The organism is Rhodoferax sp. PAMC 29310 (assembly GCF_017948265.1).
Lineage (GTDB): Bacteria > Pseudomonadota > Gammaproteobacteria > Burkholderiales > Burkholderiaceae_C > Rhodoferax.
Window position 1 is genome coordinate 2244714 of sequence record NZ_CP072852.1, and the last position, 13680, is coordinate 2258393.

General features: G+C 61.5%; 13 protein-coding genes, 1 tRNA gene and 1 pseudogene. 6 read left to right on the top strand and 9 right to left on the bottom strand.

Annotated features, from left to right (window positions below; all coding sequences use genetic code 11):
- Positions 1–69 precede the first annotated feature (69 nt).
- Positions 70–1146 carry a 4-hydroxyphenylpyruvate dioxygenase gene (gene hppD / locus J8G15_RS10220; RefSeq protein ID WP_210547361.1) on the top strand — a complete coding sequence of 359 codons (1077 nt, stop codon included), beginning with the start codon at positions 70–72 and terminating at the stop codon, positions 1144–1146.
- Positions 1147–1313: 167 nt separating this feature from the next.
- Here the strand turns inward: hppD and J8G15_RS10225 are convergent, their stop codons facing one another.
- Entirely contained in the window at positions 1314–3089 is a 1776-nt protein-coding gene (locus tag J8G15_RS10225) for a TRAP transporter permease (RefSeq protein ID WP_370627546.1), read from the bottom strand.
- On the bottom strand, positions 3086–3895 hold the full coding sequence (locus tag J8G15_RS21870) for a TRAP transporter large permease subunit (protein WP_210547363.1): 810 nt from the start codon (positions 3893–3895) through the stop codon (positions 3086–3088). The genes J8G15_RS10225 and J8G15_RS21870 overlap by 4 nt, the downstream gene beginning before the upstream one ends.
- A gap of 223 nt (positions 3896–4118) precedes the next feature.
- On the opposite strand from J8G15_RS21870, the gene J8G15_RS10235 reads away from it, so the two are divergent.
- Positions 4119–5129: a metal-dependent hydrolase gene (locus J8G15_RS10235; protein WP_210547364.1), complete on the top strand. Its 1011-nt coding sequence runs from the start codon at positions 4119–4121 to the stop codon at positions 5127–5129.
- 193 nt (positions 5130–5322) lie between these two features.
- Positions 5323–6288, top strand: coding sequence for a sulfurtransferase (locus tag J8G15_RS10240; RefSeq protein WP_210547365.1), 966 nt, complete (start codon positions 5323–5325; stop codon positions 6286–6288).
- Here the strand turns inward: J8G15_RS10240 and J8G15_RS10245 are convergent.
- Complete coding sequence (locus tag J8G15_RS10245; protein WP_210547366.1) at positions 6219–7298, bottom strand: M48 family metalloprotease; 1080 nt, start codon at positions 7296–7298, stop codon at positions 6219–6221. The genes J8G15_RS10240 and J8G15_RS10245 overlap by 70 nt on opposite strands.
- Positions 7299–7327: 29 nt before the next feature.
- Positions 7328–7909, bottom strand: a pseudogene (locus J8G15_RS10250) (LemA family protein).
- 317 nt (positions 7910–8226) lie between these two features.
- Between J8G15_RS10250 and J8G15_RS10255 the strand changes: the two are divergent.
- Positions 8227–9192, top strand: a complete 966-nt coding sequence (locus tag J8G15_RS10255) for an SGNH/GDSL hydrolase family protein (RefSeq protein WP_210547539.1) — start codon at positions 8227–8229, stop codon at positions 9190–9192.
- A 16-nt stretch (positions 9193–9208) separates the two neighbouring features.
- Here J8G15_RS10255 and J8G15_RS21555 read toward each other — a convergent pair whose 3' ends face one another.
- The 5 genes from J8G15_RS21555 to J8G15_RS10270 all read right to left on the bottom strand — a co-directional run bounded on the left by J8G15_RS21555 (position 9209) and on the right by J8G15_RS10270 (position 11573).
- Positions 9209–9619, bottom strand: a complete 411-nt coding sequence (locus J8G15_RS21555) for a hypothetical protein (protein ID WP_240538515.1) — start codon at positions 9617–9619, stop codon at positions 9209–9211.
- A gap of 57 nt (positions 9620–9676) precedes the next feature.
- Positions 9677–9859, bottom strand: coding sequence for a hypothetical protein (locus J8G15_RS21560; RefSeq protein WP_240538516.1), 183 nt, complete (start codon positions 9857–9859; stop codon positions 9677–9679).
- A 261-nt stretch (positions 9860–10120) separates the two neighbouring features.
- Complete coding sequence (locus J8G15_RS21565; protein ID WP_240538517.1) at positions 10121–10291, bottom strand: hypothetical protein; 171 nt, start codon at positions 10289–10291, stop codon at positions 10121–10123.
- 183 nt (positions 10292–10474) lie between these two features.
- Positions 10475–10756, bottom strand: coding sequence for a VF530 family DNA-binding protein (locus J8G15_RS10265; protein WP_210547367.1), 282 nt, complete (start codon positions 10754–10756; stop codon positions 10475–10477).
- A 31-nt stretch (positions 10757–10787) separates the two neighbouring features.
- Positions 10788–11573, bottom strand: a complete 786-nt coding sequence (locus J8G15_RS10270) for an NYN domain-containing protein (protein WP_240538518.1) — start codon at positions 11571–11573, stop codon at positions 10788–10790.
- Positions 11574–11726: 153 nt separating this feature from the next.
- Here J8G15_RS10270 and J8G15_RS10275 point away from each other — a divergent pair, with 153 nt between their 5' ends.
- Positions 11727–13331 carry a Na/Pi cotransporter family protein gene (locus tag J8G15_RS10275; protein WP_210547369.1) on the top strand — a complete coding sequence of 535 codons (1605 nt, stop codon included), beginning with the start codon at positions 11727–11729 and terminating at the stop codon, positions 13329–13331.
- A 75-nt stretch (positions 13332–13406) separates the two neighbouring features.
- Positions 13407–13496, top strand: a tRNA-Ser gene (locus J8G15_RS10280).
- Positions 13497–13680 lie beyond the last annotated feature (184 nt).

The following is a 13680-nucleotide window of genomic DNA, read 5'->3' on the forward strand; positions in this document are numbered from 1 at the left end:
AAAACTGCGCACGACTTGCAGGATGATTGGGTTTACTGCATTGACACACATCAAGAACGAGGACACACCATGGCTGATTTATTTGAAAACCCGATGGGCCTGATGGGCTTTGAATTCGTCGAGTTCGCCTCGCCCACCGCTGGCGTGCTGGAACCCGTTTTTGAGCGCATGGGCTTCACCTTGGTGGCCAAGCACCGCTCCAAAGACGTGGTGCTGTACCGCCAGGGCGACATCAACTTCATCGTCAACCGCGAACCCAAAAGCGTGGCGGGTTACTTTTCAGCCGAACACGGCCCCTCGGCCTGTGGCATGGCGTTTCGCGTCAAGGATTCCCAACACGCTTACAAGCGCGCTTTGGAATTGGGCGCACAACCCATCGAGATCAAAACCGGCCCCATGGAGCTGAACCTGCCTGCCATCAAAGGCATTGGCGGCGCACCGCTGTACCTGATTGACCGCTTTGAAGACGGCAAGTCGATTTACGACATTGACTTTGACTTCATTGAGGGGGTGGACCGCCACCCTGTGGGCCATGGCCTGAAACTCATCGACCACCTGACGCACAACGTGTACCGCGGGCGCATGGCGTTCTGGGCCAACTTCTACGAGCGTTTGTTCAACTTCCGCGAAATCCGTTTCTTTGACATCCAGGGCGAGTACACCGGCCTGACCTCCAAGGCGCTCACCGCGCCCGACGGCAAGATTCGCATCCCGCTGAACGAGGAATCACGCCAGGGCGGCGGGCAGATCGAAGAGTATTTGATGAAGTTCAACGGCGAGGGCATTCAGCACATCGCCTTGATCTGTGACAACCTGATCGAGACCGTGGACAAACTGGCGCTGGCCGGCGTACCGCTGATGAGCGCGCCCAACGAGAGCTATTACGAGATGTTGGAAGGTCGCCTGCCCGGCCACGGCCAGCCCGTGCCCCAGTTGCAAACTCGCGGCATTCTGATGGATGGCAGCACCGAAGGCGGCACACCGCGCCTGCTGCTGCAAATCTTCTCCGAAACCCAGCTCGGCCCCGTCTTCTTCGAGTTCATCCAGCGCGCCGGCGATGATGGCTTTGGCGAAGGCAACTTCAAGGCGCTGTTCGAGTCTCTGGAGCGCGACCAGATTCGGCGCGGCGCGTTGGAACAACCTTAAAAGCTACACAAACGCTTCAAAAACAATAGCTGCTTCCGCATGTGCAGCGGGGGCTAGCGCCCCAAAAGACCTAAAAGTTTTCAAACCCGGGCGAGGCGGCCCTTTGGATGACTTTTAGGTTCTCAAGGGTTTTGGCCGCGGCGACCTGCCCCGCGGCCCCTAGGGGGTCACGCCGGCATCGCGGCGTCGCGGCGCTTTCGCTGGCGCAGCACAACCCAGCCGATCAGCGCCAATGCCGGCAAGAACATCCATTCCCTGGCCGGGTTGTCACTGGGCACTTCGACCGCCTCAATCTGAAAACCCGCTTCAACACCCTGTTTCGCAGCGCGACTGCCGAAGTTGACCTCGCTGACAGTGAAGCCTGTATCAGTGCGTTCCATGTGCACGCCGCTGTCGAGCAGGCGCTGCGTGGCGTCCGCCGCTTGTGGGCCCAGCGGCAACACCACGCCCAGCTTGACTGAGCGGCCCTCCAGGGTGATGCCGCGCAGAAACACGTGCATCTGCGCGCCGTCTGGCGCCTGCGCGATGGCGGCCACAACCGCGTCACCCTGCAGTTTTCGGTACGGAGCGCACAAGGGGTCCATGAACAGTCCCGGGTAAAACAGCATGAACACTGACAGCAACATCACCAGGCGTTCGAGGGTGGTGCTACGCACGATCAGCCACGCTTGATTGACCGAGATGAAGGCAAAGCCCGCCAGCGTCGCACTGGCCAGCGTGAGCAGGGTGTGCCCGATCCCACTGACGCCGATCAACAGTAGTTGCGGGTTCAGCACGAACATGAAGGGCAACAGGACCATACGCATCGAGTAGCGAAACGCAACCAGTCCAGTGCGAAACGGATTGGCGTGCGCGATGCTGGCGGCCGCATAAGAGGCGAGGCCAATCGGTGGCGTGATGTCGGCCATCAATCCGAAATAGAACACGAACAGATGGGCCGCGATCAAGGGCACGAGCAAGCCGTTTTGGGCGCCGATGCCAACAATCACCGGCGCCATCAGCGACGACACCACGATGTAGCTGGCCGTGGTGGGCAGACCCGTTCCCAACACCAGGCAGATCAGGGCCACCAGCGAGAGCATGGCCACGATGTTGCCACCGGACAAGGCGGTGACCAGGTCGGTCATCACCAGCCCGATGCCGGTCAGCGTGATGGTGCCCACGATGATGCCGGCGGTTGCGGTGGCGATGGCGACCGTGACCATGTTGCGCGCCCCGGCGACCAGTCCGTCGACCAGATCCTGCGCACCCTGCCAGGCCGATGCAACCTTGTTCGGCTCGCCGCGAAACCAGGCGCGCAGCGGGCGCTGGGTGAGCACAATAAAAGCCAGGAACAAGGTAGCCCAGAAGGCGGCACGTATCGGCGAGAGTTGTTCGATCACCAGGTTCCAAATCAAGGCGCCGACCGGCAGCACGAAATACAGGCCCGACCGCAGGGTCGGCCCAATCTCCGGTATGCGGGCAATGGCTACGTCGGCCGTGTCCAGCACGTCGGCAAAGGGGGCGCTGGCGCGCAGCAGAAGCAGGTAGGCGAGCAGCAAAAGAGCGGCCATGACGGCGAACGACTGCCGTGGCACGAGCAAGTGCGTCACCGCAGCCAGAATGGACACCAGCGCCAGCACCGAGGCGATGCCGACAAAGCCCAGCGAGAAATTGCTGACCGACTGCTGCCAGCGGGGAATGTGGCGCCGTGGCAGACCGCGCATATCCGCCTTGACCGCCTCCAGGTGCACGATGTAAAGCAGGCCGAGGTAAGAAACCATGGCCGAGATCAGCGCATGCTTGAGCACCTCAATGTAGGACACGCCGACATACTCCACCATCAGGAACGCCGCCGCCCCCATGACTGGCGGCATCACCTGGCCGTTGACGGAGGCCGCGACCTCGATGGCGGCGGCCTTCTCGGCCGGGTAGCCGACGCGCTTGATCAGCGGAATGGTCAGCGGCCGGTGGTCACCACGTTGGTGATGGACGAGCCGGAGATCATGCCGGTGACGGCCAACGCCACCACCGCCGCCTTGGCCGGGCCGCCGCGCAAGTGTCCAAGCAGGGCCACGGCACAGCGGATGAAATAGCTACCGGCGCCTGCGGTCTCAAGCAAGGCGCCGAACAGAACAAAAAGGAAGATCAGACCCGCCGAGACCCCAAGCGCCACGCCGGACACCCCTTCGGTGCTCAGCCACAGGTGGCTCATGGCCTTGCCGAAGGAGGCGCCCTTGTGCGCAATCAGGTCCGGCATGTGTTCGCCCAAAAAGACATAGGCCAGCAGGACCAGTGCCAGCCCGACCATCGGCAGACCGAGCACCCGGCGAGTGGCTTCGAGCAGCAACAACATGCCAAGCCCTGCCGAGCCGATTTCGAACACCGTCGCAGCGCCTGTGTGGGCGCTGACGGAGGTATAGAACAGTGCCAGAAAACCCGCACTGAAGGCGGCCAGCACCGCCAGCACAAGATCCAGTAGCGGGACGCGATCCTCAGAGGCGCGACTGGAGGCCGGATAGGCCAGGAACGCCAGCAGCACGGCGAAGCCCAGATGCAGCGACCGGATGCGGGCCTGGTTCATGAACAGCCCGAGCATTTCCGGCAAGGGCGAGGCGATCCACAGCTGAAAGGCCGACCAGGTCAGACCGATCAGCACCAGCCAGGTCGCCATTTGCCCCTGGGGCCGGCGCAGGCCCATGGCGATCTGGGTGGTTTCTATGCGCGCACCAAGCGTCGGCGCGGTGCCATCTTCGCGGGATTCACTCATGTGCCTATCAAGCCTTTGCACGGCACAGTGGGGCCGATGATCTGTTGCTGAAGCCAAGCGTCCGATGGTTTCTGTAGCCAGTATCCCAGCGGGATCGCCGCAGGGTCAAGCGCTGCCCGGTCAACCCCGCTATTCGAGCCATAGCGACCGCCCTCCCCGTGGGGCCGGCGCGACAAAAGCCTGAAGCAACCTCAGGAAATTGGAAGGACGGGACAATTGAGACATGGATTCACTCTCACAACTTGCGCTTGGCGCTGCGGTCGGCGTCGCGACGATGGGCCGGCGCACCGCGATCTGGAAGGCGGCGCTATGGGGTGCAGTGGCCGGCACCTTGCCCGACCTCGACGTCTTCATTGACCATGGCGACCCGGTGCGCAATATGGTGCTACACCGCGCCGAGACCCATTCGCTGTTCTGGCTGACGCTGTTTTCGCTGCCATTGGCCGCGCTCGTGGCGCGCCTGCATGGGCAGTGGGCCATCTGGCAGCGCTGGTGGTTGGCCCTGTGGCTGGCGCTGGTGACCCACCCGCTGCTCGACACGATGACGGTGTATGGCACGCAGCTCGCGTTGCCGTTCTCCGAACATCCCTTTGGCGTGGGCAGTATATTCATCATCGACCCCTTGTACACGCTGCCGCTGCTTGTGGGAGCGGGTTGGGCACTGGCGGCACGCGGTCGTGCGGGGGGCCTGCATGCCAACGCTCTGGGTCTGTTGCTGAGCACCGCCTACCTGGCCTGGGGCGTGGTGGCACAGCAGCATGTCGAGCGCATTGCACGCGAGTCGCTGGCGCGCCAAGGCATTGTGGCCGAGCAGTTGCTGGTCACGCCGGCCCCGCTTAACACCTTGTTGTGGCGTGTCGTGGCGATGTCCGGGGCGCATTACCACGAAGGCTTCTATTCCTTGTTGGATGCCGAGCCGACCGTGCATTTTGATCCCTTCGACCGGGGCCAGTCGCTGGCGGGCGAACTGCAGAACCTGGACAGTGTGCGTCGCATCGCCGCCTTCAGCCATGGCTTCTACAAGTTGGAGCAGGCCGGTACGCAGTTGCTCATTAGCGATCTGCGCATGGGTCAAGAGCCGGCTTACGCCTTCCGCTTCGTCGTGGCCGAGCGGCACAGCCCCTTGCAGATTTTGGAGCGACCGGTGCAGCAAAGCGCGCGGATCGATCTGGCGCGGGGTCTGCCCTGGTTGTGGCGGCGCATGCTGGGTGACCCTTTGCCCCCCCCACGCTGACCGTCAACCGCCACGACAGAAGGACTGCGGCCCATCGGATGATGGCCTCGGTGGGGGTATTTTATTTACTTTAAAATTGATAGCAACTTCCGCAGGATCGACGGGCGCTAGAGGCCTAAAAGGCTTCGAAAACTCCAACCAAGCAGAGGGGCGACCTTAAAATGATCACCTCTCTTTCGCGCCCCAACCTGCCTTGAATTCCCCTGACTTTTTTCGCGACGACTTGCCCCGTGGGCAGTATCTGGTCACTCCAATCTGGCTGGCTCGCTTGCAGCAGCGCCAGGCGGTTCCCGCGCCGCCCGTCTCTCACTGGCGCTTGTTTGAGGTGGGTTGCGGTGCACCCACTGCGTTTCAAGCCAGTCACATTCCCGGCGCGGGCTACCTGGACACCGAATGCCTGGAGACGATTCCCTTCTGGAACAAGGTCGACGACACCCTGTTGGTGAACTACCTGCTGGCCTGCGGCATTGCGCAGGACATCACGGTGGTGCTGTACGGCCGCCCCGGCCCTGCTGCGGCACGCGCCGCGCATTTGATGATGGTGGCTGGTGTGCAAGACGTGCGACTACTGGATGGCGGCCTCACGGCCTGGTTGCGCGCAGGCTTACCCGTGGCCAGCGGCGATGCCCATCACTACCTGCGTGCACCCCACTTTGGCCGAGCCTGCTCGGCGAACCCACAGTGGCTGGTTGATCTGGCAAAAGCCAAATCCCTGTCCCAAGACAGCACCGCCACGCTGGTCAGCATTCGCACCTGGGCCGAGTTCAGCGGCCAGACTTCGGGCTACCCCTACATTGCCAGCCCCGGCGACATTCCCGGCGCCCGCTGGGGCCGCGCCGGTGTGGACGGCGATGTGAACAGCATGAGCGACTTTCTGAAGAGCGACGGCACGATGAAGGCGGCCCATGAGATCACCGCGATGTGGCGCGAACATGGCATTGAGAGCCACCGGCCCACCGTGTTTTCCTGCGGCACCGGGTGGCGCGCCTCTTTGGCGTTCTTCTATGCTTGGGTGATGGGCTGGGAGCAGATTGCCGTGTTTGACGGCGGCTGGTTTGAATGGAGCAGCGTCTACCCGCCCAACCCGGATCAGACTAGCGTGAACGGGCCTTCGGTGGCCTGCCGAACCGGGCGAATCTCATCAGGTTTGTCGGGCTGATTGGCGGCCTCATCTGGCGTCAAAGGTAAAGGACTCATGCGCCGGCCGTACAGGCGCTTCACCCGCTGTTCCAGCGTCGGGTGGCTGTCCATCCAGTGGGCCAACGCACGCTCATCCGGCACGTCCACCAACAGCATGTGCTGCACAGACGGGTGCGCAATGCCCATGAAGCGGTGCGGGGCGGCGTCTGCATCGCGGCGCTGGGTCATGACCTTGCGCAATACCCCGCCCAAGCCGTCGCGGCTGCGGGTCCACTGCACGGCGCGGGCGTCAGCCAGGTATTCGCGCTGGCGGGACACGGCCGCCTTCAGCACCCGCCCGGCGACCCAGCCCGCAAACCCCGCGACCATGATGGCCGAGCCAAACAACACCCCCAGTCCACCGCGCTCACGCACCGTGTCGCCAAAGTTGTACACCAGTTCCAGCCCATAGACCATGCCGGCGAGCTGCATCTTCAAGCGGGTGTCACCCTCACGCAAGTGGCTCAATTCATGGGCCACCATGCCCTGTAACTCTTCGCGGTTCAGCAGGTCCAGCGCGCCTTGGGTGACAGCAATCACGGCGTCGGATTCGTCCCAGCCCGCCGCAAAGGCGTTGATGGCGTCGGTACGGGTCACCACCATGGGGGCCGGGCGGGCCACGGTGCCGGCAATGCACAGTTCATCCAGCACATTGCAAAAGCGCTGCTCGGCAAATGACACCGAGGGCCGCGCCTCGCGGGCGCCAATGCGCTTGGCCAGTTTCACGCCGCCAGCACGCAACTGCGAGGTCTCCACCCACCAGCCGCCCAACACCAGCAACAAGGTCACGCCCACGTTCACCGCCAGAAAGCCAATGGGAAACCCGGGCGTCCAGTGCAGCGCCCAGGTCAAAAAGGCCGCCATCAACCACCACGCGACCACCAGCGCGCCATGCACGGCCATAACCAGCAACAGCACCGCCAGCGAGAACGCCAGCAGCAGACGCCGCGTCTCACTGCGGGCGGCATCCTGATGGTCGAAAAAACGCATGGATCGGGGTCAGGTTCCGGCCAAGCCGATCAGAAACTCACTTTAGGCGCGGCGCGCTCTTCATCACTGCGGGTGGCCTCCAGCACGGCTGCCGGCGCAAAACCAGTCAACCAAGCCACGATCAAATCAGGGAAGGCCTGCACCGCGTTGTTGAAATCCAGCACCTGGTCATTGAAGGCCTGGCGCGCAAAGCCGAGGCGGTTTTCGGTGCTGGTGAGTTCTTCGGAAAGCGACTGCATGGTGGCGTCGGCTTTCAAGTCAGGATAGTTTTCAGCCACCATCATCAAGCGTCCCAGACTGCCGCCCAACACGCCTTCAGCCACCGACAGTGCGCCAATACTGGCCGCGTCGCCGGGTTTCGCGCGCGCCGAGACGGCGGCAGACTGAGCCTGACCGCGCGCCTGAATCACCGCCTCCAGCGTGGCGGACTCATGCTTTAACTAAGCCCGCGCCACCTCCACCAGGTTGGGCACCAGGTCATATCGTCGTTTGAGTTGCACATCAATCTGCCCGAACGCATTGGCAATGCGGTTGCGCAAGGCCACCAGCCGGTTGTAAATGGCCACGCCCCAAATGACGACGACGCCTGACAGCACGAGGAACCCGATCATGAATATGTGTCACCTCTCTGTATGTGAGCGGGAATCATAGTCGGGGGAGGCGGAAACACCCTCCTTCAACCGGTTTGAACCACAGGTCCATCGCCCTGCGACATCACGTAGAACGGGAGAAAACACTTTGAAACAAGTGTCGAATTTATTTACAACTTACCGGCAGTTTTCCTATTTATGTTGCTTGGTCCATCGCAAGTTCTTGATTGTTATAGGATTTTTTTTATGGCTCGAAAATTGCATTTCGCGGTTGTGGTGCCACTAACCGGTCCGTCAGTGGCACCACATCAACAACAAACAACGACCCGAGAGACAACATGACATTTAAATTTTTGCGTGCCCTCCTTCTTCCCCTCGTTCTAAGCGTGCCGTTGGGCGCCATGGCTGGGCCCTACAGCAGCATGATTGTCTTTGGTGACAGCTTGTCGGACACGGGCAACCTGTCGCTTGCATCAAGCGGCTTTTACCCAGAGCTTGCCAATGGCCCCTATAGCGGCGGACGATATTCCGATGGACCCGTTTGGGTGGAAGGGCTCGCTTCTGGATTGGGCCTGCCCGGAGCCGCCACGCCTTATCTATTAGGCGGGAACAACTACGCCTACGCGGGTGCGCGGACAGGTGTCGACCTTTCTCCCCCTGGCGTTCTGGCGCAAGCGTTAGGAATTTGGGGTGCCACTCACACTGGTCCTGCTGACCCCAATGCACTGTATGTGGTGGTTGGCGGTGGCAACGATATGCGCGATGCCCGCTCGGTAATTGGGGGTGATTCCCTCACGCGAATGACTGCAGCGGCCTCGGCGTTCAACAACTTGGCGACCACGGTTACCTATCTGGCAAATAAGGGTGTGAAAAACATGCTGATCGCCAACCTGCCCGACCTCGGTTTCACCCCGGAAGCCATCAGGCTGGGATTGCAGGCCGAATCCTCTGACGCCTCCGCTGCATTCAATAGCTTTTTTGGCTCATTGATGGGGTACGGAAGCTCGCTGGGTGTGCATATGAACTTGCTAGACATGGCAGGCATTGCGACTGACGTGCGCTTGAACCCCTCCTTGTATGGCGTCACCAATACGAATAAGCCTTGCGCAGGCTTTTTGGGCTCGGAGGGCGCCAGCTGCGCGCAGTCCGCATTTTCAGATGAACTCCATCCCTCTGCCCTGGTTCACTCACTCTTCGCGCGGTCCGCATTGGTGGTGTTGGGAGTGCCTGAGCCGGGCTCGCTCGCGCTCTTTGGATTGGCTGTGATCGCGCTGGTGGCGGTGCGCCGTCGTCAGACCAGCTAAGCCAACGTCCAGGCGCTTAACCAAACAGGCGCTTGACATCGACCGTGGGCCGGCGGCCCACGTTGTCCCAGTGGGCATTGACCCACTGCGCTCCTCGCTCTCGCCCTTGAGCGCGCAGCAACTCCAAGAACGGCGCGTAGGCAATCAGCTTGGTTTCTGAGCGCTGAAGGCTTTCGACCTGGTGGGAGTCAATCATGTGAAAACGCATGGCCAGTAGACGACGCTCAAGTCGACCCCGTGTAAACCAGCTGGGCCCGGCGAAATCGGCAGCACGTGCAAACATGCGCATCTCCCGCATGAAGTTGGCGCTGAAGGACAGCTCTCCAATACGCGTTTCAATGTCTTCCATGCTGCGAGGCGTACTGGAGTGCTCCAGCGGGTTGAGCAACACCAGCAGCACGTCGCGCGAGTCGCATTGATAAAACAATGGAAAGACGGCCGGGTTGGCCAAGTAACCACCGTCCCAGTAGGCCTCGCCATCAATTTACACCGCGTGGTGAATGCGGGGCAGGCAGGCCGAAGCCAGCAAAACTTCCACCGTCAACTCAGACTCCCGAAACAGGCGCAGCTTGCCGGTGTTGGCCTGGGTGGTGCCCACAAACAGTTTGAACGGACTGTGGGACCGCAAGCCCGCAAAGTCCACTTGCCGATTGAGCAGATCACGCAAGGGGTTGAGTTCCAGCGGATTGAGTTGTGAGGGTGAAAATACCCAGCCCAGTTCGCCATCAGCTTGCTGGCCGGCGACAGGCTGATGGTGTGGCCCTCGCCTTGGGTCATCAAGCCCCAGGGCATTTGCTGCCCCACGTCGGTCCAGAACCGGGTCAAGCCCTCACGTGCGCCTTGGGCGCCGCCCTTCATCCAGCCGTCAGCAAACACCACGGCGTTCATGGCGCCCGCGCTACTGCCACTCAAACCTTCAACGGAAAGATCAGGCTGATCCAGCAAGGCATCCAGCACACCCCAGGTGAAGGCACCGTGCGCCGCCCTGCAAGGCGAGATTCAGACGACGCAAGGGCGAGCGGCGCAAGCGCCTGAACACATTGGTAACGGACGGGGACGGGGCCAGCGCTTGGCCGGCACGCAGAGAACTGTCAGTCATCTGAACTCCTTTTCGGCGCAGAAGACGCCAGACGGGTTCAGTTCAGTATGGGGTTATCCCCAATTTGCGCCGTCAAATATGCTGCGTTGCAGCAATAAGTACTGGTAATTGCTATTACATCAATAGCTACGCCTGCATACCTGACTGTGGGTAGAGAGCGAAAAGACTTGTAAATATCACCGGTTAACGAGACTGGTCACCTCGCCGCTGTTCTCGCAACATAAACAGGTAGAGGCCTTCGACTTTTTCGCGCGCCCAAGGGGTTTTGCGCAAAAACTTGAGGCTGGACTTGACGCTGGGGTCCAGCACAAAGCAGCGCACGGGAATGCGCTGGCCCAACTCGTCCCAGCCGTAAAAGTCGGCCAAGGCCGTGACGATGGCCTCCAGCGTCAGGCCGTGCAGCGGGTTGTGCGCCTGAGTGGGCGGCTTGGAAGGGGATGCGGGGGGTGTTTCAGACGATTCCATGGGGTGATTTTCGCAGCTTGTGCACGCTCACTTAGGGCTGGCGCAGACGCAAGTGGTTTTCCCACGCGCCAGCTCCCTGCTCTACCGACGCGTTGAGGCGGGTCAGAAGGTCCGAAAAGCTGTCAAAACCCTGCTCCTGCAGGTCCAGCGTAGCGTCCATGCGCTGAACCATCTGCCACACCGCCGCACGCGCCACCCAAGGCTCGCCGGTGTTTCGAGCCAACAGCCGAATGGCGCGGGGCACCAGGGCCGCAGGGGAATGATCGGGCTCGGCTGGCATTGCCATCGGGTCCACCAGACGGTCGTAGTAAATGAACTCATCGCAGCTTTTGGCCCAATGCCGGTTGGTCGATTTGCGGTCACCAATGCCAATCAGTCGACGCCCTGCCGCCTTGACCTTTTGCGCCACTGGCATGAAATCACTGTCGCCGCCCACAATCACCACCGAACCAACGTGCTCAAAGCGCTCAATGTCCTGCATGGCGTCCAGACAGAGCCGTATGTCGGCCCCGTTCTTGGCCGCGGCGCCCGGAGGAAAGAGTTGCACCAGTTCCACTGCGCCTTGCAGCAGTGCATCGCGGTAGCGACCAAAAAACTGCCAGTTGCAATAGGCCCGGTTGATGGCCAGTGGCCCCAAGGCCAACGCAAACTCCACCACTGCCGCCACGTCAACCACAGGTTCCTGCAGCTTGAAGCGGCCATCCGGTTTGCCGTAGCTGCCTTCACCCAGACGGGCCTCGGACAGACTGGCGTGCAAGTTCTCAAAATCCCAATAAAGGGCGACCGAAGGCAGTTGATGTTTGGGTTGTGAATTCACATTGGGCTCCTGCGCCGTCACGCACGACCCCTGTCTTGCGGCGCCGACGCTCCGTGCTGTAATTGTTGCATTCAAACCCACACGCCCCCTCCTTGATCTCATGCTGACCCTGCCGCCCTTTGCCTCGCCCCACTTCCTGCCGAGGAACCCGCGATGAGCTTGTGGGCGCTTTCCACCAATCTGGTAGGCGGCTTGGGCCTGTTCCTGCTCGGCATGTCGATGATGACCGACGGCCTGAAGTTGGCCGCCGGCCCGGCCCTCGAGCGCATCCTGGCCGGCGCCACACGTACCCGTTGGCATGCCCTGGGCTCAGGCGTGATGGTGACGGCGTTGGTGCAGTCGTCCAGTGCCGTCACCGTGGCGGCCATTGGTTTTGTCAATGCCGGCCTGCTGTCACTGGGTCCCGCGTTATGGGTGCTATTCGGCGCCAACGTGGGCACCACGATGACGGGCTGGATCATTGCGCTGATTGGGCTGAAATTCAAGATTGAAGCACTGGCCTTGCCTCTGATTGGTGTGGGCGTCATGCTTCGCCTCACCGGGGAGGGCCAGCGCCGCGGCGCTATTGGTACCGCCCTGGCCGGTTTTGGACTGTTGTTTCTGGGCATTGCCATGCTCCAGTCATCGTTCACCGGGCTGGCGGGGCAAATTGAACTGCCGCAAGGTGAGGGCCCACTGGCTGTGCTGGCCCAAGTCGCAATCGGGGCGTTAATGACGGTGCTGATGCAGTCCTCCAGCGCCTCCATGGCCATTGCACTCACCGCCGCGCAAGGTGGCCTACTCACAACCCAGGGGGCCGCAGCCGTGGTCATCGGGGCCAATATTGGCACCACGGTGACCGCTATGCTGGCCGCCATTGGTGCCACCCCCAATGCACGCCGGGCAGCGGCGGCACAGGTGATGTTCAACCTGATCACAGCATTGGTGGCGCTGGCACTGCTACCTTGGCTAATTGGTGCATTGGGCGCGGGCAGCGAAGCATTGGGGCTCCCCCATGACCCGGCTGCCAAACTGGCGCTGTTCCACTCGATCTTCAACATTCTGGGCGTGCTGCTGATGTGGCCATTGGCCAGCCACCTGACACGCTGGCTTCAGGCCCGTTTCAAACGGCGCGAAGACGACGAAGCGCAGGTTCAGCATCTGGACGACAACGTACTGCCCGTGCCGGCCCTGGCCGTCGAGGCCCTGGTACGCGAGGTGGCCCGCGTCGGCCACGTGGCCATTCGCATGGTGAGCGCGGCGCTCCACGGCGCAAGTCAGATCGATCTGGCGCGCGACCATGCCATCGTCACCCAACTGGACGCCGCTATTGCCACCTTTGTGGAGCGCATGAACCGCTCGGCCATGCCCCAGCGCGCCAGCGAGCGTTTGGCGCAGGTACTCAGGGTGCTGCGTTACCACGAAACCACCGCAGAACAAGCCAAAGCCGCCGCACCACTGGGCCATATCGCGCCCAAAGAAAGGCTCGCACAGACCGCCCATGCCGCGTTCTTGGTCCAGACCGAAGCCTTGCTGGCCCTGTGCGACCCACAAGCTTATGACCCAGAAACAGCGGCCCTGGACGCCGCCGCCAGCGAAATGGAAACCGCTTACGAAACCCTGAAAGCCAGCCTGCTGGCCGCCGGCGCCGTGGGCGGCACCCGCCTGTCTGATATGGAAGAAGCCCTGCGCCGCTACAGCGCCCTTCGCCGCGCTGCGCAACAAGCCACCAAAGCCCGCCGGCGTTGGCCCGCCCCGGATTCGCCTTCCGAGCCGTGATGCAGGGCCGGGGTCAAAGAATTTGCACATCCCACAAGCACAAGACCTTCGCGAGGCAGTTAGAATGATTGGCTTGGAAGCGTGGCAGAGCGGTTGAATGCACCGGTCTTGAAAACCGGCGATGTTTTGCGACATCCGTGAGTTCGAATCTCACCGCTTCCGCCATAAAAAATCTATAAGTCATTGATTTATAAGTACAAAAAGCCACCGCAAGGTGGCTTTTTTGTTTCCTACTCACATCTCAATCCACATTTGATTCTGCGATTGGCTAGGAGCAACTGGGACCAATTTAGAGCGTTATGCACTTCAGAACCCACACTGATCGTTTTCCTCCCTAGAAATTGACTGT

Excerpts from the sequence above, each read along its gene's own strand:
- hppD (WP_210547361.1), top strand. The coding sequence starts at position 70 with ATGGCTGATTTATTTGAAAACCCGATGGGCCTGATGGGCTTTGAATTC.
- J8G15_RS21870 (WP_210547363.1), bottom strand. The coding sequence starts at position 3,895 with ATGAGTGAATCCCGCGAAGATGGCACCGCGCCGACGCTTGGTGCGCGC.
- J8G15_RS10235 (WP_210547364.1), top strand. The coding sequence starts at position 4,119 with ATGGATTCACTCTCACAACTTGCGCTTGGCGCTGCGGTCGGCGTCGCG.
- J8G15_RS10245 (WP_210547366.1), bottom strand. The coding sequence starts at position 7,298 with ATGCGTTTTTTCGACCATCAGGATGCCGCCCGCAGTGAGACGCGGCGT.
- J8G15_RS10255 (WP_210547539.1), top strand. The coding sequence starts at position 8,227 with ATGACATTTAAATTTTTGCGTGCCCTCCTTCTTCCCCTCGTTCTAAGC.
- J8G15_RS21565 (WP_240538517.1), bottom strand. The coding sequence starts at position 10,291 with ATGACTGACAGTTCTCTGCGTGCCGGCCAAGCGCTGGCCCCGTCCCCG.
- J8G15_RS10265 (WP_210547367.1), bottom strand. The coding sequence starts at position 10,756 with ATGGAATCGTCTGAAACACCCCCCGCATCCCCTTCCAAGCCGCCCACT.
- J8G15_RS10275 (WP_210547369.1), top strand. The coding sequence starts at position 11,727 with ATGAGCTTGTGGGCGCTTTCCACCAATCTGGTAGGCGGCTTGGGCCTG.